The organism is Microcoleus sp. PH2017_09_SFU_O_A (assembly GCF_020738625.1).
Classification (GTDB): Bacteria; Cyanobacteriota; Cyanobacteriia; order Cyanobacteriales; family Microcoleaceae; genus Microcoleus.
The window spans coordinates 22702-49605 of record NZ_JAEQCF010000068.1 but is presented as its reverse complement, the minus strand read 5'-3'; the positions used below and the strand labels follow the sequence as shown (position 1 = coordinate 49605).

General features: G+C 46.7%; 22 protein-coding genes. 14 read left to right on the top strand and 8 right to left on the bottom strand.

The window, feature by feature from the left end; all coding sequences use genetic code 11:
• Positions 1 to 211: 211 nt before the first annotated feature.
• Together JGK16_RS23505 and JGK16_RS23500 are read right to left on the bottom strand one after the other, a co-directional pair.
• The gene (locus JGK16_RS23505; RefSeq protein WP_293125294.1) at positions 212 to 859 is read right to left on the bottom strand and encodes a response regulator transcription factor; all 648 of its coding nucleotides are present in this window, start codon (positions 857 to 859) and stop codon (positions 212 to 214) included.
• 650 nt (positions 860 to 1509) lie between these two features.
• Positions 1510 to 1947 (bottom strand): ferredoxin, encoded by a 438-nt coding sequence (locus tag JGK16_RS23500; RefSeq protein WP_293178992.1) that lies wholly within the window; start codon positions 1945 to 1947, stop codon positions 1510 to 1512.
• 296 nt (positions 1948 to 2243) lie between these two features.
• Here JGK16_RS23500 and groES point away from each other — a divergent pair, with 296 nt between their 5' ends.
• From groES to JGK16_RS23475, 5 genes are all read left to right on the top strand, one after another.
• Positions 2244 to 2555: a co-chaperone GroES gene (gene groES, locus JGK16_RS23495; protein WP_194008182.1), complete on the top strand. Its 312-nt coding sequence runs from the start codon at positions 2244 to 2246 to the stop codon at positions 2553 to 2555.
• A 143-nt stretch (positions 2556 to 2698) separates the two neighbouring features.
• Positions 2699 to 4339 carry a chaperonin GroEL gene (groL, locus tag JGK16_RS23490; RefSeq protein ID WP_293178995.1) on the top strand — a complete coding sequence of 547 codons (1641 nt, stop codon included), beginning with the start codon at positions 2699 to 2701 and terminating at the stop codon, positions 4337 to 4339.
• 152 nt (positions 4340 to 4491) lie between these two features.
• A complete protein-coding gene (locus JGK16_RS23485; RefSeq protein ID WP_293178998.1) occupies positions 4492 to 4986 on the top strand; it encodes a hypothetical protein in 495 nt (164 codons plus the stop codon).
• Positions 4940 to 5440, top strand: coding sequence for a hypothetical protein (locus JGK16_RS23480; RefSeq protein ID WP_293179001.1), 501 nt, complete (start codon positions 4940 to 4942; stop codon positions 5438 to 5440). The genes JGK16_RS23485 and JGK16_RS23480 overlap by 47 nt, the downstream gene beginning before the upstream one ends.
• A gap of 5 nt (positions 5441 to 5445) precedes the next feature.
• On the top strand, positions 5446 to 5823 hold the full coding sequence (locus tag JGK16_RS23475) for a hypothetical protein (protein ID WP_293179004.1): 378 nt from the start codon (positions 5446 to 5448) through the stop codon (positions 5821 to 5823).
• A gap of 28 nt (positions 5824 to 5851) precedes the next feature.
• Here JGK16_RS23475 and JGK16_RS23470 read toward each other — a convergent pair whose 3' ends face one another.
• On the bottom strand, positions 5852 to 6328 hold the full coding sequence (locus JGK16_RS23470; RefSeq protein ID WP_293179007.1) for a GNAT family N-acetyltransferase: 477 nt from the start codon (positions 6326 to 6328) through the stop codon (positions 5852 to 5854).
• Positions 6329 to 6565: 237 nt separating this feature from the next.
• Here JGK16_RS23470 and JGK16_RS23465 point away from each other — a divergent pair, with 237 nt between their 5' ends.
• On the top strand, positions 6566 to 7225 hold the full coding sequence (locus JGK16_RS23465) for a glutathione S-transferase family protein (RefSeq protein WP_293179010.1): 660 nt from the start codon (positions 6566 to 6568) through the stop codon (positions 7223 to 7225).
• 165 nt (positions 7226 to 7390) lie between these two features.
• On the opposite strand, the gene JGK16_RS23460 is transcribed toward JGK16_RS23465, so the two are convergent.
• Both JGK16_RS23460 and JGK16_RS23455 read right to left on the bottom strand, forming a co-directional pair.
• Positions 7391 to 8029, bottom strand: a complete 639-nt coding sequence (locus JGK16_RS23460; RefSeq protein WP_293179013.1) for a GNAT family N-acetyltransferase — start codon at positions 8027 to 8029, stop codon at positions 7391 to 7393.
• Positions 8030 to 8605: 576 nt separating this feature from the next.
• Positions 8606 to 8812 (bottom strand): hypothetical protein, encoded by a 207-nt coding sequence (locus tag JGK16_RS23455; protein ID WP_293179016.1) that lies wholly within the window; start codon positions 8810 to 8812, stop codon positions 8606 to 8608.
• An 817-nt stretch (positions 8813 to 9629) separates the two neighbouring features.
• Between JGK16_RS23455 and JGK16_RS23450 the strand changes: the two genes are divergently transcribed.
• Complete coding sequence (locus tag JGK16_RS23450) at positions 9630 to 13148, top strand: response regulator (RefSeq protein WP_293190492.1); 3519 nt, start codon at positions 9630 to 9632, stop codon at positions 13146 to 13148.
• 72 nt (positions 13149 to 13220) lie between these two features.
• Here JGK16_RS23450 and JGK16_RS23445 read toward each other — a convergent pair whose 3' ends face one another.
• Positions 13221 to 13367 carry a hypothetical protein gene (locus JGK16_RS23445; RefSeq protein ID WP_293190491.1) on the bottom strand — a complete coding sequence of 49 codons (147 nt, stop codon included), beginning with the start codon at positions 13365 to 13367 and terminating at the stop codon, positions 13221 to 13223.
• A gap of 58 nt (positions 13368 to 13425) precedes the next feature.
• Here JGK16_RS23445 and JGK16_RS23440 point away from each other — a divergent pair, with 58 nt between their 5' ends.
• The 3 genes from JGK16_RS23440 (at position 13426) to JGK16_RS23430 (ending at position 14359) form a co-directional block, all read left to right on the top strand.
• Positions 13426 to 13668, top strand: coding sequence for a type II toxin-antitoxin system prevent-host-death family antitoxin (locus JGK16_RS23440; RefSeq protein ID WP_293190490.1), 243 nt, complete (start codon positions 13426 to 13428; stop codon positions 13666 to 13668).
• Between the two features lie 73 nt (positions 13669 to 13741).
• A complete protein-coding gene (locus JGK16_RS23435) occupies positions 13742 to 13972 on the top strand; it encodes a type II toxin-antitoxin system Phd/YefM family antitoxin (protein WP_293179028.1) in 231 nt (76 codons plus the stop codon).
• Between the two features lie 84 nt (positions 13973 to 14056).
• Positions 14057 to 14359, top strand: coding sequence for a PIN domain-containing protein (locus JGK16_RS23430; RefSeq protein ID WP_366517175.1), 303 nt, complete (start codon positions 14057 to 14059; stop codon positions 14357 to 14359).
• A 209-nt stretch (positions 14360 to 14568) separates the two neighbouring features.
• Here the strand turns inward: JGK16_RS23430 and JGK16_RS23425 are convergent, their stop codons facing one another.
• Positions 14569 to 16845 carry a VWA domain-containing protein gene (locus JGK16_RS23425; RefSeq protein WP_293190489.1) on the bottom strand — a complete coding sequence of 759 codons (2277 nt, stop codon included), beginning with the start codon at positions 16843 to 16845 and terminating at the stop codon, positions 14569 to 14571.
• 289 nt (positions 16846 to 17134) lie between these two features.
• Between JGK16_RS23425 and JGK16_RS23420 the strand changes: the two genes are divergently transcribed.
• Both JGK16_RS23420 and JGK16_RS23415 read left to right on the top strand, forming a co-directional pair.
• Positions 17135 to 18517: an NB-ARC domain-containing protein gene (locus JGK16_RS23420; RefSeq protein ID WP_293190488.1), complete on the top strand. Its 1383-nt coding sequence runs from the start codon at positions 17135 to 17137 to the stop codon at positions 18515 to 18517.
• 207 nt (positions 18518 to 18724) lie between these two features.
• Positions 18725 to 19579 carry a glycerol acyltransferase gene (locus JGK16_RS23415; protein ID WP_293190487.1) on the top strand — a complete coding sequence of 285 codons (855 nt, stop codon included), beginning with the start codon at positions 18725 to 18727 and terminating at the stop codon, positions 19577 to 19579.
• 16 nt (positions 19580 to 19595) lie between these two features.
• Here JGK16_RS23415 and JGK16_RS23410 read toward each other — a convergent pair whose 3' ends face one another.
• Positions 19596 to 20969 (bottom strand): 2-polyprenyl-6-methoxyphenol hydroxylase-like oxidoreductase, encoded by a 1374-nt coding sequence (locus JGK16_RS23410; protein ID WP_293190486.1) that lies wholly within the window; start codon positions 20967 to 20969, stop codon positions 19596 to 19598.
• A gap of 440 nt (positions 20970 to 21409) precedes the next feature.
• Between JGK16_RS23410 and JGK16_RS23405 the strand changes: the two genes are divergently transcribed.
• Both JGK16_RS23405 and JGK16_RS32815 read left to right on the top strand, forming a co-directional pair.
• Positions 21410 to 24511: an MFS transporter gene (locus JGK16_RS23405; protein WP_293190485.1), complete on the top strand. Its 3102-nt coding sequence runs from the start codon at positions 21410 to 21412 to the stop codon at positions 24509 to 24511.
• An 844-nt stretch (positions 24512 to 25355) separates the two neighbouring features.
• The gene (locus JGK16_RS32815; RefSeq protein ID WP_366517174.1) at positions 25356 to 26903 is read left to right on the top strand and encodes a CHASE4 domain-containing protein; all 1548 of its coding nucleotides are present in this window, start codon (positions 25356 to 25358) and stop codon (positions 26901 to 26903) included.
• Position 26904 lies beyond the last annotated feature (1 nt).

Sequence of the window (26904 nt, the reverse complement as noted above, 5' to 3'; positions counted from 1 at the left end):
TGTGGCTGAAGCCGCGCACTCGCTCCAAGGCGACTGAAGTCGCTAATCGGCTAGACCCCAGCCTTAAAAGGACGGGGCTTGCGCCTCGTTTTTCGGTCAAGCTTAATGGGGATCGAAACTACCACGCCAACCACCCTATCGCCCAGCAAGCATACCGAATCGGATTGCAGTATCTTTTTCTCCCCTAATTTCACAGCGCTAGAGCCTAAACTCAAGCCTTTTTGCTTTCCAGGGCCCAGCGAGCTAGCTCTGTCCGGTTGTGCAGACCTGTTTTGCCCAGCATATTGCTAACGTGGCTCTCTATAGTGCGCTGGCTGACATTCATCACGTCTGCGATCTGGCGGTTTGCCATACCCTGCGCTAGCAACTGTACCACCTTTAACTCAGTAGGAGTCAATTCGACATTGCGGCGCGCCTTAATTTTGGGGCCGCTCTCTATACCTGGATTTGAGTGACGAATCAAGCGCGATGCTGCTTTCAGAGAAGATTCTACTTGGGCTACCAGTTCTTCGGGCTCAAAAGGCTTAACTATATAAACATCAGCTCCAGTGCTCAACCCTTTTACTCGATCGGAACTTTGACCTTTGGCGGACAAGAAAAGAACCGGAATCCAGCTCGTGCGCGGGTCTTCTCTGATGTGTTTGACTAAAGTGTACCCGTCCATTTCTGGCATCATCACATCACAGATGATCAAATCGGGGACTTCTTGTTCGAGTTTTTCTAGAGCGTGTCTGCCGTTTTCTGCTGTGATGACGTTGTAGCCCCGAAACTCTAAGTAATCCTTGACTAGCAAGATCAAGTTCGGGTCGTCGTCAACCAGCATCAGCCGTTTTTGCTCTCCTGAATTATTGTCCTTCATGTTTCTTCCCGCTAGAGTATCCCGCACAATTCCTTGTTTTTCACTCCTGTTTTTTCCGTCAGTCCAGTGTCAGCCCGGGAAAGTTGGGGGTTGAGGACGGCGGTGGGGTGAAGGGATGGCGGTGAGGGGAAAGCGGGGCGGGTATTACCGCTTCCTCTCCCAGTGTTCGATGCCCGTTTGTGAATGTCTTGCGACGTGGAACGGAGCCAAAACCTGTAATGGACGATCGCCTGTCACGATCGGCCTTGATTGATGGAAGACTCACGCTCCCTAGCCCAAGTTAAATATTTAATCTCGATCGGTTCAATTGCAAGTTGATGCCCCGGTTTTAAATGATACTTCTGATATAGAGAAATTTAAGCAGGCTCCCTACTTACGTATTTAACTATTTCTAGTGTAGTTTGGCAAACTGCCGGATGTCTGCTACTGAGAAACTTTTCGGCAAACTCTCGCCAGAGGGCGATCGAACTGCTTCGATACACCTCTTAAAAAAACACACAGCGACAAGCAAGACTACCAGAAACAGGTAGGAGAGTACAGTTGTTCGATCGATCCACAGGTGCGATCGCCCAACGCGCTCACGCTCTCTACTTTACCGTCTTAAACCTAACACCTTACTTATCCTGCTGTGCTTTTTCACCGCGCTATAGTTAAATATCTGCTTTCGCCTCAGCAGGCTCCGGCAAAGGATGAGTCAAAAAAGCGTATTCTTCAACCACCTGTGAGCCGATCAGATGTTCCTGAATAATTCTCTCCATGACGAGGGGAGTAACATCGCGATACCACACTCCGTCTGGGTAGACTACCATAATCGGGCCAGACGCGCACACTTGCAGGCAGTTAGCTTTAGTCCGAAAAATGCAGGTTTGCCGATCGGCTTTTGGCTTGTCCAACCCCAATTCTTGCAAGCGTTTTTTTAAGTAATTCCAAGCCACCAGACTGCTTTCTCGATCGCAACACTTGGGCACGGTTTGGTCGGCACAGATAAAAATATGCCGTTCAATTCGCTCTATTCCCAGGCTTTGGACGCAAGCGCTCAAGCCTTGGCTGCAAGATTCATCGTTGTTATTTTCAGATATTTTATTCATTCGTTAATAATAATTAATTAGCGATCGAAACTCATCACCACTCTCCCACTCTCCCACTCTCCCACTCTCCCACTCTCCCACTCTCCCACTCTCCCACTCTCCCACTCTCCCATTCCCCCACTCATCCTCGGTTCGGGAACCCGTACAGACAGATAAGTTGCGATCGCCCCTTACTAAAGCTAAATTAGCACTCAGGAGTCGAGAGTGCTAATATGTCAGTGTAAGCAGTCAGCCGTTGCTTTCATCGCGACCACTGACGGCTAACTGACTAGGATCTGTAATCTGGAGATTTATTTATGGCAGCAGTATCACTGAGTGTTTCTACCGTTAAACCGCTAGGCGAGCGCGTGTTCGTGAAAGTAAGCGCTAGCGAAGAAAAAACCGCCGGCGGCATCCTTCTACCCGACACAGCTAAGGAAAAGCCCCAAGTAGGCGAAGTCGCGGCCGTGGGCCCCGGCAAGCGCAACGACGACGGCAAGCGCGTTGAAATGGAAGTCAAAGTCGGCGACAAAGTTCTCTACTCGAAGTATGCCGGTACCGACATCAAACTCGGCACTGACGAATACGTCTTGTTGGCCGAAAAAGATATTCTGGCGATCGTCAACTAATTAATCATTAGTCATCAGTCATCAGTCATCAGTCATTAGTCATTAGTTTAAAGCGAACGCCGCCAAAAAACTAATGACACAAGACAAATGACTCGCCATCCATCCCCAATCTAAAATCTCAAACCCTCTCATCCCCAAAAACTATGGCTAAGCGTATAATCTACAACGAAAATGCACGTCGCGCCCTCGAACGCGGTATGGACATTCTCGCCGAAGCAGTCGCCGTTACCCTCGGCCCCAAAGGTCGTAACGTCGTTCTCGAAAAGAAATTCGGAGCTCCTCAAATCGTCAATGACGGCGTAACCATCGCCAAAGAAATCGAACTCGAAGACCACGTAGAAAATACAGGCGTTGCCTTGATCCGTCAAGCTGCTTCCAAAACCAACGACGCAGCAGGCGACGGCACCACAACTGCTACCGTTCTGGCTCACGCAATGGTCAAAGAAGGTCTGCGTAACGTAGCTGCTGGTGCAAATGCGATCGCCCTCAAGCGCGGTGTTGACAAAGCAACCGGCTTCTTGGTCGAAAAGATTGCCGAACACGCCAAACAAGTAGAAGATTCCAAATCCATCGCTCAAGTCGGCTCAATCTCTGCTGGTAACGACGATGAAGTCGGCCAAATGATTGCCAATGCAATGGACAAAGTGGGCAAGGAAGGCGTAATTTCCCTGGAAGAAGGGAAGTCTATGACCACCGAACTCGAAATCACCGAAGGGATGCGCTTCGACAAAGGCTACATTTCTCCCTACTTCGTCACCGACACCGAACGGATGGAAGCGATTCTAGAAGAACCCTTCATCTTGCTGACAGACAAGAAAATCGGCTTGGTACAAGACTTAGTACCAGTGCTCGAACAAGTAGCTCGTTCCGGCCGCCCGCTGTTGATCATTGCAGAAGACATTGAGAAAGAAGCTTTAGCTACTCTCGTTGTCAACAAACTGCGCGGTGTGTTGAATGTAACTGCTGTTAAAGCACCTGGTTTTGGCGATCGACGCAAAGCCATGTTAGAAGATATCGCCGTATTGACCGGCGGTCAACTAATCACCGAAGACGCCGGTTTGAAACTGGAAAACACCAAGCTGGACATGATCGGCAAAGCCCGCCGCATCACCATCACCAAAGACAGCACGACAATTGTTGCCGAAGGTAACGAAGTCGCAGTCAAATCTCGCTGCGAACAAATTCGCCGTCAAATGGACGAAACCGAATCTTCCTACGACAAAGAAAAGCTGCAAGAACGTTTGGCTAAATTGGCCGGCGGCGTCGCAGTCATCAAAGTCGGCGCTGCGACTGAAACCGAAATGAAGGATCGCAAACTGCGTCTTGAAGATGCGATCAACGCAACCAAAGCTGCTGTCGAAGAAGGCATCGTTCCTGGTGGCGGTACAACTTTGGCTCACCTAACTCCTCAATTGGAAGAGTGGGCGAATGCCAATCTGAAGGGCGAAGAGTTAACCGGTGCTTTGATTGTGGCACGGGCTCTGGCTGCTCCCCTGAAGCGGATTGCTGAAAATGCTGGTTTGAATGGCGCTGTCATCGCTGAGCGCGTCAAAGAAAAGCCGTTTAACGTTGGTTTCAATGCAGCGACAAATGAGTTTGTCGATATGTTTGAAGCTGGTATCGTTGACCCTGCGAAGGTAACTCGTTCTGCTCTACAAAATGCCGCATCTATTGCCGGCATGGTGCTGACAACCGAGTGCATCGTCGTTGACAAGCCTGAACCCAAAGAAGGCGCTGCTTCTGGCGGCGGCGGCGGCATGGGCGGCGGCGACTTCGATTATTAATCGATAGTTTGAGAGGGCGGGCTTTCGGGTCCGCCTTTTTCATAGAAATAGCTGTCGCTCCCAGGGGACAGCTAAATTTTTGTATGGCCTGACTGATATACTAAGAATGATTGAGTATCCGTAAAGCGATCGCATCGCAAGAGGTCAGGCCAATGTCAGCCACTATTACAATTAGCCCCAGCGAAATTCGGCAGATATTTCAGCCGCGCACATCCAGCGCTTCAAGGTTTTGGGAACTGGCTCAAAAAGCAAACAATTTAGCTGTCATAATTGACGCTCGTTGGGAGCAGATTCCCCCTGAGACTAGAGAATTACTCAAAATTTTTGCCTATGCCTTAATTGAACCCCCTCAAGGAATTAAGGGAGTTTTTAGTGAATTTTTAGGGCGTTTTTATTTGGCTTTTTCTTTATTTTCAATTGCAATCAAAGGTGAGCAAGACGCTTTTATAGCTTACGGTGCAGCATTTCAACGTCTTCTTAATGCGATCTTGAGTGGAGTAGAACGGGAAGATATTGCTTATCAAAAAGCACTATCTGAAGCCCTGGAACAGACTTTTGAAGAGTTAGAAACTATCGAGGCGATGACAGCGGAGGAGGCCTGTGAACGAATCAGAGCAATTTCATATCAAGCTCTCGAAGAACTTTGATAAAACTCAGCAAAAACTAATCCGCGATCACTATCGTAAAAATCAGGTAGGATTAGTGAAATTTGTCGAATTAATCCAAAAATTCCTCAGAATTTTGAGTGTTGACCCCCGTCCCCGTCCACCGTTGGGACATTTAGAACCTTGGCCCAAAGGCTGTAGCCGTGAGGGGTTGGAATTTTGGAAGCTTGAGTTTAAAATGCCTCAGCTTCGGGGAGCCGCTGAACAGGGGCGACTTATCTATTTGTTAGATATTACAAAAAAAGAAGTTGTGTTAATTTGGATTTACACACACGCAGAATTTGAGAAACGACCACCGGATAAGAATTTAAAGCATTTATTGCTTGAAATTATGGATAATTATGAAGTTTCAGATGAAAGTAACAATTTAGCCGATAGTGGAGACGGTGAAACGGTCGAGGATAAACTTGGAGAAAATAAATCAAATGACAGCTAAGCAATATGAATTTATCATTTAAAGATTTAAGGTTTATTATAGAAGCGATCGAACATCAAATCAATGCCTATCAAGAACGTTTGCAGGTAATTGAAGATATAGAAGAGGATGAGGCTGCGGATCTAGGGAACGATATTAAATTTTTAGAGCTTCTACTCGCAGATATGAAGAAAAGTTTAGAGCATAATACTTCAGTCAAGCCTTTAAGTTCTGATGAGGTTTTTTCGCCAGATCGGAATGATAATTCTTCCGAATATGCAAAAGAAGAATTATCTTTTCAAGAATTAATGAAATTAACGCTTAATTTGTCACTTAGCGAGCGATTATTTCTAGTAGAGGCGATTACCTCGTCTGTGCGCCAGGAAGTCACTATCAATCAATAATCAGCCCATCAAGAGTGTGAGAACATTCTTAATTGCCCAAATCCTTGTCTTCAGAGACTGCCAAATTTTTAGTCATCAGAAAACGGTTATGACTTTGATAACCTACTCTGTGATAAAGACGCTGTGCATCGGGATTTTCAAAATCTACTTCCAGATGAAGAGCTTGGACTCCCAAAACTCGGCAGGTATCCTCTGCAAATGCTAAAGTCTGAGTTCCAATGCCTTGTCCGCGATAGTTGGGTCGGATATAAAACTCGTCAATAAAGGCATCCCTGCCTCGGTATTCTAAACTGTAACCCAGCGTCAAAATAATATAGCCGATCGCCTCATCTTCTTGCTGAATCAGCCACACTTGTCCCAAAGACGCATCAGCCAAAAGATTTGCTAAAACATCACGATCGACTTTTTCGTCGAATTCCAATTGTTCTTTTTTATGAAACTCTTTAACAAGTTCTAAAAGAAGCGTAATATCAGCGATCGCTGCAACTCGGTAGTTAACGGTCATAATACAGCCTCGAAACTTGACAAGCGATCAACCGCTGTGTGCTGTACCAGTTTAGCAGCGTAAGTTATCAAATGCTATCCAAGCTCGATCGCACTACAGGTAATGATGTCCGATTGTGCCAGAAGTACGATCGCCCCCTGTGCGTGTAAAATTGACTAAAATCTAAATATTTTCAGTAGCCCGATCGGCAACTCAATCCTCAAAAGCTGACTCTCTCAACAAACAGGCACAAAATTTATGAAACTTTACCATACTCCCATTTCCACCAACTCCAGCCGCGTGTGGGTTGCCCTCATCGAAAAAAACCTCGACTTTGAATTAATAACAATCTACTTGGACGGCGATCATTTAGAGCCTGAATTTGTCGCAATGAATCCTTTTCATCGCGTCCCTGTTTTGGTCGATGATGGTTTCACCGTCGTCGAGTCTCTGGCAATTCTTGACTATCTAGAAGCGAAGTATCCCGAACCGGCCATGCTACCCAAAGATGCGAAAGATTTGGCAATTGTGAAAATGGTACAATTGGTCACGATTAACGAACTTGGGCCGGCACTTTACCCCCTCAGCAGTGAAAAAATGGGCTGGGGAATTCCTGAAGCGCAGGTAATCGCAAAGGCTAAGGAAAAAGTCGATACTGTGCTGACATTTTTTGAAGGTTTGTTGGACGATCGCCCTTTTTTCGGTAGCAACACCTTAACATATGCTGAATGCGTTGCTGGTACGGTCGTCCCTCTGCTATCTTGGGTTGATGTATCCACAGACGGATATCCCAAAATTCAAGCTTGGTGCGATCGGCTAATGTCTCGTCCCTCATGGCAAAAAACCCGATTCACCGAGGCAGATTTGGCAGTTTACGCCTCTCGGAGACAAAAATTTCTCGAACAATCTCAAGCCTGATGAACCAATTCATTATCAAGGAATCGCTATTTGTTGAGGCTCAAGTTCAACTAGAAGTGAAGCAGGAGGTAGAAATTGGGTAGTGCTGCTTTCTTGAATGATGCAATTGATACAAGCCTTTCTCCATAACGATTGAGCGTGCGAAAAGCAGGCGCTTATGCACCACTACCCATACTTAGTTGATGAGAGGGAAATCTGCTTGCGTAAAAATAGCCGGCGCGGCTGGCCGAATAGCCAATAAGTCCAATGCCAATCCACTTGTTGCAAGCGGTAGCCTGCTTGATAGTACAATTGTCGCGCCCCGTGATTGTTTTCCAAAACGTGGAGGTAAATCTCCGAAAATCCCCATTCTCGGGCTGTATTCTCGCAGTTGTCGAGCAGTTGTTGAGCAATTCCCTGCCGCCGATACTCCGGGTGAACTGCTAAATTTGACAAGTAAGGATAGTCGGAATTCGGTATTTGCCAAGGGAATCGAGAACGCAGAGCCATTTCTATTGTTCCTGCTATAGACTGAGTTTGGTGCGATCGATAATTCTGCATTCCTGACTCCCGCGAGACTAGCTCAGCAACGAGACAAATATAGTGTTCTGCTTTAGAACGGAGTCGATTTTTTAAATCTTCGTAAATGCCTAAACGCAACACTGGATACACCCATTCTACAAACCCCTCGCGGGAGTGAAAGCTCATGGCCAAAATATCCGCTAGTTGCGTCAAGTCATTTGATGCAGCCACCCGGATCGAAAAGCCAGAAAGTCCGGGAGTTTGTTGTTGGTGAGAAGCTGAGGAAAAAAAGGAAGGATTCACAATTCCAGGTCACTATATTAATTTTTCTACGCGGGTTACCGATCTGCCCATCTGAGAAATTTCACTTCTGGTGATAATGTAATATCACTTTTAAAAAAAGAATGTAACTTTAGACCAACTCCCAATCATAATATTTGTCATCGAGAATCTTAAATTTAAGAGATTAAATTGTATGACTTATACTCAGAGTTTATGAATGCGATTCAGTCACATTCTTTTTGTACTTTCCTCTAACTATTATCTGATGTAAATTGGAGATATTCAGTATTTTAGACTAAATTTATTTCCAATGAAAACCCATCCCTTAATACTAGATTTGTGGGTAGCGGGAAAGTTATTAAAAACAATCAAAAAGGTTTTAACGTCTGGTTCCCGGAAGCGTACCGCTCTCTGCTTGCAGAAATACCCGATCGAATATAATTTATCCGTCTAGCGGTAATTGACAATATCAAGTATCTACTAGACTAATACCGGGCGCGATCGCAAGTCGGATGTTGGCTGCCTGTCCCAGAACCCGACAACCCAGCTTTCAGCAGTGCTGGGCAATCAGGAAGCCCGTCCCCTCGCGAACAGGCCTTACCTGTTGCGCCGGAGGGCTAGATATTGTCCAGCGATATTGTGCTGCGATACTGTGCTGCGGGCGATCGAGAGCTTCAAAACTTCGATCGAGCGGCTCGATCGGTTTCCACAGAGTACATCCCTAGCTAAGATTAACAGATGGATGCTCAAGATAGCGGTGTTTCGCCGCAGTAATTGCCTTGGGCGTTGGTCTGGACGAGGCATAAAAAATGCCGCGCTCTGCCCAAAAAGTGCCAGTCTCACTAAAATGGTACAGCAATTGCGTCACTCGCACTTCCCCGCCTGTGTTGTCTGTCTGTCTCCCCCCCCGAATATCAGTCAGGGACACAGGGGCCGGAGAGGAAAGCCATATCCTTGGCAGAATGTGAAAGTTGCTGTCACCTAGGCAGCAAAAACACAGGGGAAGATGTTGGTTGTCTATTGTATCCTGCTACAGACAGTTTTTACACACCAAATAAAACAGGAAGATGAGCGATAATAACACATAAAGAAAGGCAAATCCACTCACAATCAGGACGATTATTCCTATGTATTATGAGATATCCAGAGGGCAGTTAAAAGTTGCGGATTCCTATTTTCACGCTCAACATAGAGGTGAGGGGTTAAGGACACTTCCCGCAAGACGAGATTTTTGTGAATATCATTAAATAATAAAATTGGGGTGCACTACAGGCAACTGTGGCGATCGAAGAATTCGGAATTGAAAACCCATAAATTAAAAATCAAGGTTGATTCTTGCCTCGACCCACTCACAACAACTTCAGATTCACGAATTTGTGTGACACCAGTTTCAAAAAATAATGCAACTGCCGGCAAACTCCAAACCCTTATGTCATCAGTCATCAGTCATCAGTCATCAGTCATCAGTCATCAGTCATCAGTCATTAGTAGTAGGTAACAACTGTCAACTGTCAACTGTCAACTGTCAACTGTCGTATGACTCGTGCAATTGAAACCTGCGAATTCTTTTTTTCAACAGACTTATTAAATCGAACTGCCCCGGGGCACAGGAGAACGGTGCATGAATTCCCAATCAAATCCTAAGCTCAAACTTCTAATCGTCGATGACGAACCGGATAACCTCGATTTGCTTTACCGCACCTTCCATCGAGACTATAAAGTGCTCAGAGCCGAATCTGGCCCCGCCGCCCTCGAAATTTTGGCAAAAGAGGGAGAGGTTGCTGTGATTATTTCCGATCAGCGAATGCCAAAAATGAGCGGTACGGAGTTTCTCAGCCTGACTGCGGCTCAATATCCCGATGTGATCCGAATTATTTTAACTGGCTATACGGATGTTGAAGATTTAGTTGAAGCTATTAATGCTGGCAAAGTATTCAAATTCGTTACTAAGCCTTGGGATGCTGAAGAACTCAGAGCTCTTGTCAGTCAAGCTGTTGATACTCACAATGTCCTGAAAGCCCGCACGAATGAACTGCGTAGGGCTCTCTCGCAAGAATCGCTGCTTTATGCCGTTACCAATACTATTCGATCGGCTCCCAATTACCAGCAAATGCTGCAAAGAATTGTGGAAACTGTCGGGCAGATGTTTGAGGTGAGTTGCTGTTTGCTGCGGCCGTTCCAAGACGGCCGGGTGGCTGATGAGTGGTTCGTTTACCAGAAGGCCGAAAGTAAAGGGTTGCGGGGCGATTCTGAAGCTAGACGAGATGCTTCTAGCGCCCGACTTTCGCCGGATTTGCTGCCGGATTTGGTTTGGGAAACTCTGGATGTGGAGGTGATTCAAGATGCTCAAACTGACGATCGAGTTTTAAGCTGGGACAATGAGCAGCGATTGCAGGCTTACCAAGCTGCGAATATTCGATCGAGCTTAATCGTACCGCTGTTTTACCAAATGGAACTGATGGCAGTCTTGGCGCTGCACCAGTTCGATCGACCGCGCCAGTGGGAAGACCACGAGGTACAGTTAGTAATTACGGTGGCCGACCAAGCGGCTTTGGCCCTTTCTCAGGCCCGGGCTTACGAACAGGTACGGGCGCTGGCAAAGCGCGAGACCTTAGTCAATACTATTACTACGGCAATTCGATCGAGCCTCGACCCCCAAAATATTTTTGCAGCGATTACTCAACAACTCGGCCAAGCTTTGCAAGTTGACGGCTGCGCCCTATCTCTGTGGACAGAAGATGATGAATATGTCCAGTGCGTTGGTCTCTACGACACAAATAGGGATACGGTGGCTGTAAAACAGGGTTTTAACAATTCAGAGGTAGTTGCGAATCCTCCAAGCCCTCAAACTGCTGCTGAGAGTGCTGCTGCGAACCCTCCCGGCTGGGTTTTTGCCCATCCTTCCCTGCCGCAGTCTTTGGTGCCGATTCGCGGCAATCCGGTGTTGCTGCAAGTTATGGTATCAAAAGAGCCCGTGGCGATTGAAGACCTCAACGAACGCCCCGATTTAAATGTTACAGAACTGCAAGTGCGATCGCCAGCCCGCGCCCTGTTAGTCGTGCCCTTAATCTCCGAAGGCAAAATCATCGGCAGCATTTCGCTGCGCCAAAATTGCAGCACCCGCCGCTGGAACCTCTCAGACATTGACCTGGCTCAAATAGTGGCAACTCAAGCTGCTTTGGCGGTGCAGCAGTCGCGCCTCTACCAGACTACCAGACAGCAGGCGGAACGGCTTTTGGAAGCCGATCGACTCAAAACCGAATTTTTCCAAAATATCTCCCACGAATTCCGCACCCCTCTCACCCTAACTATCGGCCCTCTAGAATCAGCTTGCGGCCGCAAAGAAGACTTACCCTACGAACAAGCCGTCATCGCCTTGCGTAATTCCCGCCGCCTCCTGCGGTTGGTAAATCAACTGCTGGACTTGCAGCGCCTCGATGCAGGACGGATGCAGCCGAGTTTTCGCCCGTGCGATTTAGTCGGTTTTTGTTACTCTACGGCAGAGTCTTTCCGCGCCTACTGCGACAAAAAAGGACTGCACTTAATTACCCAACTGCAAGACTGTCCTTTACTTTATTTAGATATTGAAAGATTTGACAAAGTTATTTACAACCTGCTATCAAATGCTGTCAAATTCACCCCAGAAGGGGGAACAATCACCCTGACAGTTGAACCAGCCGGCGCTCACTGTTTGTTGCAAGTAAAAGACACCGGCATCGGCATTCGCACCGAACAAATTCCCTATTTATTCGAGCGCTTTCACCAAGCCGAAGGTTCCGCCAGCCGTTCCTACGAAGGCAGCGGTTTAGGTTTGGCACTTGTCAAAGAATTAGTCGAACTCCACGGCGGTCAAATTTCCGTCGATTCTGTTTACGGCGAAGGTACTACTTTTACCGTTTGGCTGCACTTCGGTTCGACTCATTTGCCCCCAGAACGGGTACTGGAAATCCCCGCCGAGTTTCACGCATCCAAAGCTGCGGTGGAACTGGCAGATGTGGAAGCTGACTTGTCGGAAGATGAAGCAGAAAATCATAACTTTGAGGCTCTAGAACCGATAAATTCCGAAACAGTAGCTGGCACGGTTTTGGTGGTTGACGACAATCCAGATTTGCGCTTTTATGTGTCGGGAATTCTGCGAGAGTCTGGCTTTGCAGTTTTGCTCGCCCGCAACGGAGAAGAAGGATTTGCCGTGGCAAAAAACCGCCGTCCGGATTTAATTGTCACGGATTTGATGATGCCTGTGATCTCGGGTTTGGATTTGATTCGGATGATTCGACAGGATGAAGACTTGCGGGGAACTCCGGCAATTTTGCTAACTGCTAAAGCCGACGCAGATACTCGGATTGAAGGAGTAGAACGGGGTGCTGATGCTTATTTATCGAAGCCTTTTAACGATCGCGAATTGTTGGCAGAAGTGCGGAATTTAATCGCCCTCAAGCAAAACGAGCGGCGAGTGCAGCAGTTGAACAATTATTTAACTGAGTCGGTGCTGCGCCGATTTTTGCCGCCGTCGATGGTGAAAGCCGCTGCGGCTGGAGATTTGGCCTTGGATTTGCGCCCGGAACCGCGATTGATTACTATTTTGTTTAGCGATATTGTCGGTTTTACTCAAATGGCAAATACGCTGCGATCGCGCCGGGTAGCTGAGCTGTTGAATGAATATTTGGCGGCAATGACTAAGGCTATTTTTGACAGCGGCGGTACGGTGGACAAGTTTGTGGGAGATGCGGTAATGGCTCTCTTTGGCGCGCCGGAGGAACTAACGCCAAACGAGCAAGTGCGCCGCGCTATAGCTGCTGCAAGGCTTATGCTGCGAGCTCTGAAGCAACTTAACGAGCGCTGGTTGGAGCAGGGAATTGTGGGGGAAAATGGGGTGCCTCCGGTGCGGTTTCGCTGCGGTATTCACCAGGGTACTGCGGTGGTGGGGATGTTTGGCGGCCCCGATCGATCGGATTATACTGCGATCGGGCCGAGCGTGAATATTGCTGCTCGTTTGCAAGAGGTGGCGGAACCAAACTCTGTGCTGATTTCGGCTGCGGTTGCAGATTATGTTGAGGAGGATCGAATTGTTAAATATAAGCCGCTGCAACTCAAGGGAATTGATGAAACAGTGTTGACTTTTATGCTGAATTGTGATTAGTTATTGGTTGTTTGTTATTGGTTATTAGTTGTTTGTTATTTGCTACTAATGCCCAATCTCTAATAGCCATCTCTAATAATTGTGGAGCAGGCATCCTGCCTGTTCAATACGAGTCTCGATCGCTATGAGTAGGGAATTGGCGATCGCTCCGAGCGGAAAGAATAAGAAGGGCGATCGCCCTTTTTTGCTAGGGCGATCGCTCAAGGGGTAAGCTACCAACTGGCATAACTATCACAATCGGAGTAAACTTAGTTTATGGACTTAGTTTTTTAAGATTATGGAAACTGTAAATATCGATCGAGCTAAGAAAAATCTCTCAGAACTATTGTTGCGCGTGGAGCTTGGAGAAGAAATTATTATTTCAAACGGATCTATCCCAATAGCGAAGTTAGTTCCGTTTCGTAATTCATCGAATCGACGAGCTAGTTTAGGGCAAGATCGAGGGAGATTTATTGTACCAGAAGACTTTAACGCTCCTTTGCCAAAAGAGATTTTGGCAGCATTCGAGATCGGAGATTGAAATGCTTTATAAAAACGCTTGCTGATTGCTCAGGCTCAGATATCAACTATCAAAAACTATTTACGGTCGAAAAATGATACAAATTACCACGACTGAATTACCCCAAACCCTCCAGACTCTATTTATAGAGGTTGAACGTACTAAAACCCCCCTCACCATCATCCATGAAGGGAAACCATTAGTGATTATCTATCCTGCCACTACCCAAACCCCACGCCCCACGTTTGGCACAATGAAAGGAAGCGGTGAAATATTAGGAGATTTAATTGCTCCTGTCGCCCAACCCTGGGAAGTTTTAGAATGAAACTTTTACTCGATACCCACATTTGGCTTTGGTATTTACTTGGTAACGAACGACTATCGCTTCAACTTCAAACGGTAATCGCCGATCCTAATACTGAACTTTGGCGCTCGTCCAATTAGCATTTGGGAGACGCTCATCCTTGCAGAAAAAGGACGGATATCTTTACAGCCAGATCCGGTTACATGGGTTAACTTAGCTTTAAAAACCCTGGAAACTCGTGAAGCCCCAATGAATCACGCCATTGCCATTTTAAGTCGCGAGATTGCACTACCCCATCAAGACCCCGGAGACCGATTTATTGCAGCCACAGCCATTTACTATGGGTTAAGATTAGCTACAGTTGATGCCCACCTTACAGGTAATTCGGTGGTACAAACACTCAGTTAGGCAATATTCTATATTTCTGTGGGCGATCGCCCTTTTGTTTGGTGGGGCGATCGCGTGGGGGTGAGAAACCGGGTTTCTGGACAAAATCTCGGCACAGATGCTTTAGTTATCTCAGAAACCCGGTTTCTTAAGAAAGATTGCCCTTCACCAAAGCCAAACTAAACGCCGATGAATGTAAAGTAAACTCCGTGACTTTTTTACAGTTGCAATCACACGCCTATGAAAACATTTGGAGTCAGTGTACTTTTTTCTACTCCTTGGACTATTGCTAGATAATTTTTGTCAAGTCTAATTGCAGTAGAAACTGTGGGAAGTCCCCCATTTAACTGTAAGGTAATTGGTTCAAACACAAGCTGATTTAGTAACAACCCACTCGCTAAACCTATTGTGTCTCCAGGCTGAAAGTCTGTAATGACATCTGCTTGCTCTGGCAAACCCAAAGCCGAGTTCCCTGTAATGAAAAATGTATCACTACCTGGGCCACCGATAAGAAGATCTTGACCTAAATCTCCCCATAGTCGATCGTCACCAATACCACCATCTAAAATATCGTTCTCTTTGCCACCATACAATGTGTCATTACCCTCTAATCCTATCAAGATATTATTGCCCCTGTAACCAAGTAGTCGATCGTCACTGGGACTACCATTAATAATATTTTGCGTAGGTGTGGTAATCGAGACTGTTTGATTTTTTGCTGGGGGTATCTGATCATCTGCGGATGTTCCGAGGGCTGCAATTATTACGTCAACAATCTCAGAGGCATCGGCTGCTTTGAAAGCTTTACCATCGGTTGCAGTAGCAAGGCTTTCAAAATCGGTGGCAGTCTTCCGATCATTGCCAATCAGAATAGTGAAGATTTCAACTGGGATTTTTACTCGATCATCGGTTTGTAAAGCGAAGCGTGTAACAGCAAGGTTACTTGCAATATTGCTGGTCTTAATATCGCCTGCAATTGACTTCGAGCTACCGAGATTGCTAGCAGAGACTGAATTTCCGACATTAGATGCAAGTGCAAGTACCTGTGCGCGAAGTTCCGTGTCTTTCGGAGGAGCATCACCGAAAAGAATGATTCGACGGACATCTGCGTCTGCACGCCACTGTCCGGCATCTCCAGACAGAGCGCGGATTAGGCCAGCATTAACTACTTCAGGAAAGTCATCACCACCACCGACAGAAATGCTATTGATTGCGTTGAGAGCTGCGGTTTTCCGTTGTTGAATGTCAGGTTGATCGGTAAAGGGTAGAAAGGTATTTGTCGCAGGATCATTGTACCCAACCACAGCAATTCGAGAGCCACGAGTGTCTTTCTTGTCAGCACTCACAGAACTCTCTTCACCAAATATTGCGTTTATAATGTCGCTGGCACGGGCTTTGACTTCATCAATGTCGTCAGACATACTGTCGGTCGTATCAATGACGAAGGCAATATCCTGTGCTAGGATTTGTTTACCAAAAACTATATCCTCTATATTCTTAAGGATATCGGAACCGTCACGAGATGGAACCTTATCAGTGATTCGGACGGAGCCATCACCCAAATTCTCTATGTCATATTCGCCCTTGTTGCCCTTATAAACTGCTTTGTCAATTCCCTCGCCTCCATCAAGCTCATCGTCGAAAGTTCCTCCTCTAAGTTCATCGTTGCCAGCACCACCAACTACAAGACCTGGCCCAAATAGTTGTGTCACGCCTGCTGATGAAATACTGTCATTACCAGGACTACCGTATATTACGTTGAAAAAACCGCGTCTATAGGATAGAAACGGGTCTGAAGCAATGTTTTTAAAGTATCCTAATCCCGTCACGCCTAGTACCGCATACCCCACCTCGTTAGAGCCATTTACATCAGCTTCAAGCTTCTGATTCGCCAGGAAATCCTCCTCAGTGTAAGTCGGGTAAGGCTTTCCCGACGAACCAGTAAAATTGATGGTGACCTCCCCACGATTTAGCCTATAACGGTCCAAAATTGGGGTGAAGACAAAATTGTTAAGAAGTTGGGCGCGTCCCACGCTCTGGAAGTCAAAATTATCCGGACGGGCTCTGACTTCAAGACCCTCGATCTTTTTGATGCCATTATTGACATAGAAAGTTGCATTAGTAACGTTGAGTTCAAAGGGACTGTTGCCAAATATCCAAGATCGCTCAGCATGGTCTTCAGTGCCGATACCTGTTCCGTACTGGGAAATATTAATCCGCAAATCGTTAGAAGTCAAACCCAGAATGCCTCCTATCTCTCCAGCGGTATACCCATTCTCCCTGTCGGGAATCTCCCCACTGAAAAATCTTTCCACAGCAGGAAACAGCGATGGATACGCGAAGCGTCCGCCTCCGCTATTCATGTATGTGGCCATATCGTAGCCAATGGATGCTGGTTTATCATTACTAGGTCTGATATGCTTGTTATAGTTATCAGGTGACGGTGTATCCGTTCCAAATACAAATTTCCTGGTTATTTCAATCGGGTCATAAATTGTACCTGCCATTGTTAATACCTCTTTGTGGTAAATTTACTGCTCGCTTTATAGTCTCTAACTGTTTTATCAAGCATCATTACAAGGTATAAAACGTTTGTCGTTTTATACCTAAATTTACGCTTTAAATAATTCTCCTATTTTCCTTGTGAATCAAAAATTTTCCCACTCAAAAATGCTCAATTTTGTTGGCATTTTTGTCGGCTATTCAAACTCGCTGGTTGAAAAATGTTGAATAATGCCAGAAAATGTTGGAAAAAGTTAGGTATAATAATAAAAATCACAACATCTGCGATGCTGCATGAATCTTGAGGAAGTGTTAAAAATGGCTGATGATCTCATGTTTGCCAAAACTGGTAAGCATCTCGATGACTTACAGGAGGCGATTCTGCGCGGAAGCATACAAGGTGAGAAATACACCAAAATTGCCGAGGAGATTCACTGTAACGAAAGTTATCTTAGGGATGTTGGCTCAAAGTTATGGCAAACACTTTCAGAGGAATTAGGCGAAGAAGTCAGGAAATCAAATTTACGATCTACAATTGGAAGATTTATATATTCAAATGTATCGAATTTTGAAAAAGAGGTTGGGGCGATAGGTAGTTTTGAAAAGGACGTTGTAGCAATTGGTAGCGTTAACATCTGTGGAGAATCTAGACACGCACCAAACATACCAAACTCACACCCACCAAATCAAGAAACATCGCATCAAGAGTTAAGCGAGATGCCGGAATTAGGTGCTTTCTACGATCGCACCCTCGAACTCAAAACCCTCACAACCTCGATTCTACAACAAAACAGCCGCCTCATAACCATCACCGGCGGACTCGGCATCGGCAAAACATCCCTAGCAATACAACTCGTACAACAAATAAAAGACGACTTTGAATACGTCATTTGGTGCAATCTCGACACATCCCCGACTCTCTCGGAATTTGAAGCTAACTTAATCCAGTTTTTCTCCCAGTCAGCAAAGCAAGATTCACCCACAACTAACCAGAAAGCATTACCCCTAATTAAATATTTACAAAAACATCGGTGTTTAGTAGTCTTAGATGACATTCACAATTTGTTCAGCAGCGGCGAATTAGCAGGAAAATATAAACCAGGATACGAAGAATATCGCTCTTTATTTAAACAAATAGAAAAATTATCCCATCAAAGTTGCTTCCTGCTAATCGGTTGGGAACCACCCAAAGAAGTTCCTCAACTCACCAGCGAAAATACTCCCATTCGTATTTTACAACTCACAGGCTTAGACAGTGCGGCCGCGCGGGAAATACTCCGAGATAAAGGATTAACAGAAATCGAGAACTGGGAAACACTCATTCACCGCTACCAAGGTAATCCCTTATGGTTAAAAAGCGTGGCGACTTTGATGCAAGAGTTGGGAATTGGCGCGACTGAGTTATTATTAAATGATACCGTATTGTTACCCGAAGATTTGAAAGATGTTTTACAGCAGCAGTTTAGTCGCTTATCGGAAATAGAAAAACAAGTCCTCTCCTTGTTTTGTAGGGAAAGCGAACCAGTCAACTTGACAAAATTACTCGAATATGGCACTGTGCGATCGCCAGATTTGCTCAATGCCCTGCAATCTTTATCGCGGCGTTGCTTCATTGACAAAACAGGAAGTTTTTATACTTTGCCACCTGTCTTGAGGCAGTATGTCCAAGAATTATGATTTAACTGTTAAAAATTGCCTGATCTGGTGTTGACTTTTCTCGGTCTTTTGCTGTACTATGAGAATGTATATATAATAATGGAAATAGTGAGTTTTTTATTTTTAATGCGCCAATTCCCATTATAAATAAAGTATATGTCAATTCGCCAGAATTTGCAATACTAAAACAATACTTTTTTCCCGCCGATCGCACTTAAGCACCAATCAATGAAATATTCTGCATCCAGCCCCAGAAACAACAGCCAAACATCTCGCTTTGACGGATTATCTTTGGACGATCGCAATCCCGACTTCATAAAACTAATGCTGCCACTCTGGGAATGGCTGTACCGCTACTATTTTCGCGTCCAAAGCGACGGCTGGCACCACGTCCCCGCACGCGGAAAAATGCTCGTTGTCGGCTCTCACAACGGGGGAATCGCCGCTCCTGATATGTTTATGTTCCTATACGAATGGTTCCACAGATACGGCACTGAACGCTTGGCCTACGGATTGATGCACCCGACGGTTTGGGAAGTTTCTGCTGATATTGCTGGCATGGCGGTGCGGTGTGGCGCGATCAAAGCGCATCCAAAAATGGCGATCGCAGCTTTGCGAAAAAATGCCCCGGTTCTAGTCTATCCTGGTGGTGCCGAAGATACTTTTCGTCCCTATCACTTACGCAATAAAATCCACTTTGCCGGACGCAAGGGATTTATTAAGTTAGCATTGCGAGAAGAAGTGCCAATTGTACCAATTATATCCCACGGTGCCCACGATACTTTAATAGTTTTGGCAGATTTGTACGAAGAAGTTAAGCAATTGCATGAATTGGGGATGCCGTGGTTGTTGGGCATCGATCCGGTAGTGTTTCCGGTGTATTTGGGATTGCCTTGGGGATTGAGTATTGGGCCTTTGCCAAATCTGCCTTTTCCCGTGCAAATTCGGACTCGCGTGTGCGAACCAATTGTATTTGAGAGGTACGGTAAGGAAGCTGCGGGCGATCGCGATTATGTCGATGCTTGTTTCGATCTAGTTACAACTCAAATGCAACGGGAATTAGATTGTTTGATTGGCAATTGAGCATTGCACAAGTTTATTAATTCGGCCGACTGGTGACTAATTGCCCGATCGCCTTTACCGCAATTTTAGGATGAAAAAGTAAAGTCGGTGGTTCAATCATGTGCAGAACTTCCAAAAAAGCTTGACAAACTTTCGCATCTGTGGTCAACGCTTTTAACACCAGATCCATGTAATTAATTGTCAGTCGCGTAGCCAGGTTTGGTTTCGCACCCTCACTTCCCCGATAGCGCGAATCCTGGCTGATAGCAAACGTCCAAGGAATAGTATGTAATTTTGCGAGTTTTTGTTGAAAATGTCGCCCAAAGCCTGTTAAATCGCCTTCAGGATAGCGCTGCCGCTGTTTTTGCAGACATTCATCCAGCATCTGAGCATCCAATCCAGCAACCGTCATTCCTTGGCCGTAAACAGGGTTGAAAGCGCAAACTGCATGGCCGACAATTACCAAATTTTCAGGATAATGGGAGAGGCGTTCGTAGTGGCGCAAACGGTTTTCTGTACCTCGATAACTATACACAGGTGCGATCGCCTTTGCATCTTTAATCGCATCATAAATCATCGGAGTTGGCAGACTGCGCGCAAATTCTACAAAACCTGCTGCGTCTGCGGGCGGATAATCGCGATCGCCCCCACCGAGAGTCACCAGCCAGCGATTCCCCTCGATCGGGAAAATTGCACCGCCGCGAGTGCGAAATGGCGGTGCAGTTGACACAAATACAGGCGCTGTATCTGACAATTTACCGCTGCATTCATAGATGCGCGTCGCATAGCCGACAAAAGCATTGATAACCGTTTCAGGTGGCGGTTCATAGCCGAGTTTTTTCAACCATTTAGGCGTTTGAGAAACTTTGCCGCTAGCATCGACTACTAAATCTGCATTCAAATTCTCTTCATTAATGTTACCTGGGTTTTGGCGATCGCAAAAACGCACCGACACACCAGCAATCGCCGTGCCCTGAGTATTCGCCAGCAACCCCGTTACAGTCCCTCCTTCCAGGAAATGCACGTTCGTATTTTCAGTCAAGCGGTGGCGAATTTGGCGATCGAGTAAATCCCGACTGAACATAATTAAATCATCTGGATCGGGGGTAAAATGTGTCGCCCAACCAGCCGGACTAAACCAGGCGATCGACTTCGGATCTAACCTCGGAGCACCCGCAGCTATCAGTTCGTTTTCTAAGCCGGCAAACAACTGTTCTAAGATGATTTTTCCACGAGTCAAAAGGATGTGCAGGTGTCGGGATTGAGGAATACCGGGGCGAGGCGCAGCTTGTTCGGGAAAAAAATCTCGTTCAACAATACTTACGCGATCGAAGTGTTTCGCTAATACTCTAGCGGCCAACAGTCCTGCTAAACTCCCGCCCATAATAATCGCGTGACTTTCTCGCTGCATAATCAATTTTTTTGAAGGTTAATAACTAATACCATGTTTACAAAGTTTTCGACCAAACAAGTGTGGCGTTTGTTTACAGTCTACAAGCGATTAAATAGGTGCGTCGCGATCGGATTGTCGATATTTATTTAGGGATTTTTGATGTATCCGCACCCTACGACTCACAATTTTTTTCTCTCTCTTCTCTTCCTCAGCGTTCTCTGCGTCCTCTGCGGTTCGTTAAACAAAGTCTATTTGACAACGGACAGAAAACTGACATAGCACAATTATCCCTGAATCAACAGCAGGCCGCAGACATATTTATACACTTCCGACTGTAGGGGGATGCTTTAGCTCGTCAATAAAGCGATGCTTGCCATTGGGGGCATGAGTTTAACACTATACATTGGTCAAGTCGCGCCAATGAACGCGCGCACCCACCCTTTAACGAGGAATATACTATGTATCAAAATTTGCCAATAAATCCACAACTGTATAACATCGGGTTCTGGCTGGCCCAAGTGCCTGTAGAACAGACTACAACAACAACAAGCAGAGTAGAAGATGCAGCACTCCTTTATTCCGGGCCACAATTTTTTATCGCCTTAATATCTGGAGTCGTACTAGCCTGTGCTTTCCAACTCTTGCTGACAAATTTATCAGTAGCCGCAGGCCTTTCCTACATCGGACAATCCCACGACGATGGACACAAATCTGATAGCAGTAGTCCCGTCCGCCACATCGGCAGCAAAGTCGGTACTTGGACGCTAATTACTGTCACTGTCGCCCTATTCTTCGCTTGCTTGCTAGCAGTTAAGCTTAGTTTGATTAGCAGTCCTGGTTTAGGTGCGATCGTCGGTTTAGTCGTGTGGGCGGCCTATTTCTCACTCCTCGTCTGGGTGAGCTCCACCACCGTCGGTTCCCTGATCGGTTCCGTGGTTAACACCGCAACATCTGGCGTTCAAGCTATTTTCGGCACCGCAGCCGCAGCCCTCGGCGCCAAAGCAGCTAGCAATCAAGTAGTCGCCACGGCGAAAGCAGCAGCAGCAGCGGTGGGCCACGAACTCGGTAGCGCGATCGACCCTACAAGCTTGCGGGAAAACGTCGAAGACTACATCCAAGCCCTCAAACCGCCGGAATTAGACATCAAAGCGATGCGTAGCGAGTTTGAAAAATTGCTCAACGATCCGCAACTCAAAAGCATTGCGGGCGAAAATTTGCCGAATCTCGATCGACAAACTCTCGTAGATTTAGTCAGTTCGCGATCGTCCTGGTCAAAACGCGATGTCAACCGGATTGTAGACCAACTCCAAGATGCTTGGAAACAAGTAGGAAAACCAGACCAAAAATCAGACGGCATCGCCCAATTGATAGATTATCTCAAATCAGCAAAATCGGGAGATTTGCTCTCAGATACGCTGACAAGTAGGGTAGAAAAAGTTCTCGGCAATCTGGGCGGGCAAAATTCTGGACAAAACTCCACAATGATGTCCCAAGCAACGTCAATGGCAGTTAATGCTTTAATGGGAGTAGTTTTGGGTCGCACGGATATTTCCGACTTAGATGTCGAAAAAGTAATGGGTCAGCTTAAAACAGCTAAGGACAAAGTTAGCCAACAAGCTGATAAAATTACCGCTCAAGTCAAAGGCGAACCAGAAACTTACAGCCCAATTCGTGCTGACGTAGAAAACTACTTGCTCAACACTTATTCGTGGCAGATGAACCCTACCGCGATCGAGCGCGAATTTCGTGACGTGCTCTACGATCCAACGGCAGATCCGGGAACTGTGCGCCACGAATTGGAAAAACTAAATCAGTCCAAGTTTGCGGAAATCCTGGCAAGTCGAGGCGTTTTTACCCAAGACAAAATTAAAGAAATTTCCCAGGAATTAGAAGGAATCAGACAGCGAGTTTTACAAACTGCGATCTTTGCCGAGGAGCAAGAAAAAGCTCGCGATTTGCAGTGGCGCGTGGAAACTTATTTGAAGCTGACGCCCAAAGCAGAACTGACAGCAGCAGGTATCGGGAGCGATTTTAAGAAAATCTTAGAGGATTCTGATGTTACTTACGAACAGTTGCGCGATCGGCTTTCTCCTTTCACCAGCGATAGTTTCGTGCAAATTCTCAGAGGCCGCGAAAACTTCGGCTTCCAGGAAGTAGACCAGATTGTTAAAGAGTTGGAAAGGACGCGAGATGTAGTTTTAGCAGATGCTAAAGGTCTGCAAGAAGCAGCGCAAGTCCGACTAGACAATCAGTGGCAAAAAGTACAAGAATACTTGAAGTCTACGGGCAAAGAAGAACTCAATCCCGAAGGGCTCAAGCGCGATTTCAAAACGCTGCTGGACAACCCGGAAGCGGGAATGTGGGCGCTAAAAGCTAGAGCTTCTCGGTTCGATCGCGAAACTTTGGTAAAATTGCTATCTCAGCGCAAAGACCTCAGCGAAGACCAAGTAAACCAGCTTCTCGACAGTGCCGAAGAAACTTGGCACAGCGCGCTGGAAGCACCGCAAAAGTTGGCTGAAAAAGCCAAGGATCAGTACGACCAAACTACTACCGCCCTGGCAGATTACCTGCGGAAGACTGGCAAGGAAGAACTCAATCCTGAAGGGATTAAGCGGGATTTGACCAAATTGATGGAAAATCCCAAGGAAGGGGCTTTAGCGCTGCGCGGAAGGCTATCTCAGGTCGATCGCGATACTTTGGTCAAGCTGCTTTCTCAGAGAGAAGATTTGACCGAGGAACAAGTCAATCAAATTATCGACCAAGTGCAGGAAACTCTAGGATCGATCGTGAAAGCGCCGCGCCGTTTGGCGAAGCGGGTGCAAACTCAAGTCCAGGATTTTCAGAGCATTTTAGAGGATTATTTGCGAAATACGGGCAAGGATGAATTAAATCCCGAAGCCATCAAGCGGGACTTGCAACTGCTGCTACACGATCCAAAAGTCGGCGCTTACAGCTTGGGCGAACGACTGTCGCATATCGATCGAGCTACTATGATTTCTCTGCTGTCTCAGCGGCCGGATATTTCCGAAGCAGAAGCTGCTCGGATTGTCGATCAAATTTTGTCGGTGCGCGACCAATTCGCACTGCAAATCCAGAAAATTCAGGAGGGCATTCAATCGGTAATTGACGGAATTCTTGGAAAAATTCGCGATTATCTCAATTCGCTCGATCGCCCGGAACTCAATTATGAAGGTATCACGCGGGATGTGCGGAAGTTATTTGACGATCCGCAAGCCGGATTTGATGCTTTGCGCGATCGCCTCGGTCATTTCAACCGCGATACTTTAGTGGCTTTAATTAGTTCGCGCGAGGACATTTCTGAAGCAGATGCGAACCGTTTGATCGACCAAATCGAAAGAAGCCGCAACAGCGTCTTGCAAAGAGCAGAACGCTTGCAGCAAGAAGCGCAGCTTCGCCTCGAAAACATCAGATTGCAAGCTGAAAAACAAGCTGAAGAAACTCGGAAAGCAGCGGAAGTTGCCTCTTGGTGGCTGTTTTTCACGGCTCTTACCTCGGCGGCTGCGGCTGCGGGTGCTGGTGCTTTAGCTGTTATCCGATAAACAAGAGTCAATTTGTGCGCTCGGATTTCTAATAGTGCCTGATGTTAGTAGAAACTCACATCAGGCACTATTTTTATCGACCTTCTTAAAAGCGGTGAGGTATTTCTGCTTAAGAGCATTTCGCCTCGATTCACCATTGTAAAACAGGTTCGTAGTGAGGACTTTAGTCCGCATTCAAGAAGGACTAAAGTCCTCACTACGAACCGTAAAGCAAATCGATTCACCATTGTAAAACAGGTTTGTAGTGAGGACTTTAGTCCGCATTTAGGAAGGACTAAAGTCCTCACTACGAACCGTAAAGCAAAACAAAATTGTTATCAGGATTCTCAAGGGCGGTGAGGTGTTTCTGGTAAGTTCGTGTCGCCTCGATTCACTATTATACAACTGGTTCGATCGTTCGGAATGCAAGTCCTCCAGAAGAAGGACTTGCATTCCGAACGATCGAACCGTAAAGCAAAACAGAATTGCGATCGGGCGAATCAAAAGCGGTTCTCAATCCAGCACGCCTGTTGTGTCAACCGCCACCGGCACCCCGCCCAGGGCGGGGCGAGTATCAAACGCGAAGTTTTTTCGTGGCGCGATCGCCCGTTTCTTTTGAAAATCGCGGTTAGCTCATGACTCGCAGGCGATCGGTTGTGCATAATGAAGGGAACTAAAGATGTGAAAATACTACACTGACTGTGGGGGGCTAGATACCCGATACCTTGGAAATACCGAGGGCTTTTGCAAATGAGCCCACAACAGTCAAAACACGCAGGCCAGGCTCGATCGCCAATGCTAAACCACCTACGTCTCACACCTCCCCAGGCTAGTTGCCTAGTAACACCGTGAGGGGGGCGACGCCATGCAACTCCGAAAAAAAACACTATTAATCATCGGTGCAGCTCTGATCGGCCTGATTGTGGTTCTCTATGCCACTGCATCAACCATTTTGCTGCACGATTTTAACAACCTGGAGGCACAGTACGTCCGCCAGGATGTCGCGCGGGCTTTGGACGCCTTAGATGACGACTTGTCGAATTTAGACACCAGCGCCCAAGATTACGCCGAGTGGGATGATACGTACTCTTTTGTCGATACACGGAACCAAGAATTTGTCAAGTCAAATTTTGTAAATTCGACATTTGTTTACTTGAGATTAAACTTATTGGTGCTGCTGGACTCCGACGGTAAGACCATCTTCAGCAAAGGTTTTGACCTGAAATCCAAAACCGAAATCCCAATTCCGGCAAGCTTGCAACAGCACTTGACCGAGGCGCTGATCGAGTCCCAGACAAGTTCTGAGGAGGGGTACCCCGCCAAAACAGGCGTCGTCACCCTGCCAGAAGCCACGCTGCTGATAGCCTCAAAACCGATCGTCAACAGCAACGCTCAAGGCCCGCCGCGGGGGACGCTGATCCTGGCACGCTACCTCGACAACACCGAAATTGGTTTGCTTTCGGAACTGACTCACCTGTCAGTGGATTTTAGATTGCCGAGTTTAGATTTTAAAGTGGGAGCCACGAACTACTCCGGACAAGGTGCTAAGGTGCTGGCTCGCTCCAGGCAGGATTTGGACAATCTCAAACTCAAAATTTCCAACCTCAAATCAGTAGAAATTTTAATCGAGCCGCTCAGCGACAGCGTAGTCGCAGGATACGCCCTGATTCGGGACATCCGGGGCAAGCTAGCGCTGCTGCTGCGAGTAGAAGTAGACCGAGTAATCTCTAGGCAAGGTCAGGCTACCCTAGAACTCTTTACTTTCTCGATATTGGCAGTAGGTTTAATATTTAGCGCGATCGCCCTGCTGTTACTAGAAAACTTAGTCTTGGCGAGATTGGCCGACTTGAGCACTAGCGTCAGCAACATCGCAGCCAACGGCGATCCAGACTTGCGCGTTCAAATAATGCCAGGAGGCGATGAACTCGCCAGCTTGGCCGACACCATCAACCAAATGTTAGAAGCATTGGGCAATTCTCAAGTCGAACGCAAGGAGAGCGAATACCGCTATCGGTTGATCGCCGAAAACTCAACCGACATGATTACCAGACACGACCCCAAAGGCGTGTTTATCTACGTCTCGCCCGCCAGCCACGCTTTGCTGGGATACGAACCTTCGGAACTGATTGGGCGCCTTCCCAACGATTATTTTCACCCCGACGATTTAGAAACCGTCGCCAAAGCTCACTCGAAAGTCCTGGCGCTGCCAGTTACTTACACCGTCAGCTACCGCATCCGCCACAAAGACGGCAAATACATTTGGTTTGAAACCACCAGCCGCACGATCCGCGATCCCGAAACGGGCTCGGTGCAAGAAATTATCGGCGTTTCGCGCGACATTAGCGTACGCAAGCAAACAGAACAAGAACTGCGAGAAAGCGACAGACCCGCAGGGCCGCCTTTCTACCTTTGAT

Coding starts and splice junctions, on each gene's coding strand:
- JGK16_RS23505 (WP_293125294.1), bottom strand. CDS start 859: ATGAAGGACAATAATTCAGGAGAGCAAAAACGGCTGATGCTGGTTGAC.
- JGK16_RS23500 (WP_293178992.1), bottom strand. CDS start 1,947: ATGAATAAAATATCTGAAAATAACAACGATGAATCTTGCAGCCAAGGC.
- groES (WP_194008182.1), top strand. CDS start 2,244: ATGGCAGCAGTATCACTGAGTGTTTCTACCGTTAAACCGCTAGGCGAG.
- groL (WP_293178995.1), top strand. CDS start 2,699: ATGGCTAAGCGTATAATCTACAACGAAAATGCACGTCGCGCCCTCGAA.
- JGK16_RS23485 (WP_293178998.1), top strand. CDS start 4,492: ATGTCAGCCACTATTACAATTAGCCCCAGCGAAATTCGGCAGATATTT.
- JGK16_RS23475 (WP_293179004.1), top strand. CDS start 5,446: ATGAATTTATCATTTAAAGATTTAAGGTTTATTATAGAAGCGATCGAA.
- JGK16_RS23470 (WP_293179007.1), bottom strand. CDS start 6,328: ATGACCGTTAACTACCGAGTTGCAGCGATCGCTGATATTACGCTTCTT.
- JGK16_RS23465 (WP_293179010.1), top strand. CDS start 6,566: ATGAAACTTTACCATACTCCCATTTCCACCAACTCCAGCCGCGTGTGG.
- JGK16_RS23455 (WP_293179016.1), bottom strand. CDS start 8,812: ATGCCTCGTCCAGACCAACGCCCAAGGCAATTACTGCGGCGAAACACC.
- JGK16_RS23450 (WP_293190492.1), top strand. CDS start 9,630: ATGAATTCCCAATCAAATCCTAAGCTCAAACTTCTAATCGTCGATGAC.
- JGK16_RS23440 (WP_293190490.1), top strand. CDS start 13,426: ATGGAAACTGTAAATATCGATCGAGCTAAGAAAAATCTCTCAGAACTA.
- JGK16_RS23435 (WP_293179028.1), top strand. CDS start 13,742: ATGATACAAATTACCACGACTGAATTACCCCAAACCCTCCAGACTCTA.
- JGK16_RS23425 (WP_293190489.1), bottom strand. CDS start 16,845: ATGGCAGGTACAATTTATGACCCGATTGAAATAACCAGGAAATTTGTA.
- JGK16_RS23420 (WP_293190488.1), top strand. CDS start 17,135: ATGAATCTTGAGGAAGTGTTAAAAATGGCTGATGATCTCATGTTTGCC.
- JGK16_RS23415 (WP_293190487.1), top strand. CDS start 18,725: ATGAAATATTCTGCATCCAGCCCCAGAAACAACAGCCAAACATCTCGC.
- JGK16_RS23410 (WP_293190486.1), bottom strand. CDS start 20,969: ATGCAGCGAGAAAGTCACGCGATTATTATGGGCGGGAGTTTAGCAGGA.
- JGK16_RS23405 (WP_293190485.1), top strand. CDS start 21,410: ATGTATCAAAATTTGCCAATAAATCCACAACTGTATAACATCGGGTTC.
- JGK16_RS32815 (WP_366517174.1), top strand. CDS start 25,356: ATGCAACTCCGAAAAAAAACACTATTAATCATCGGTGCAGCTCTGATC.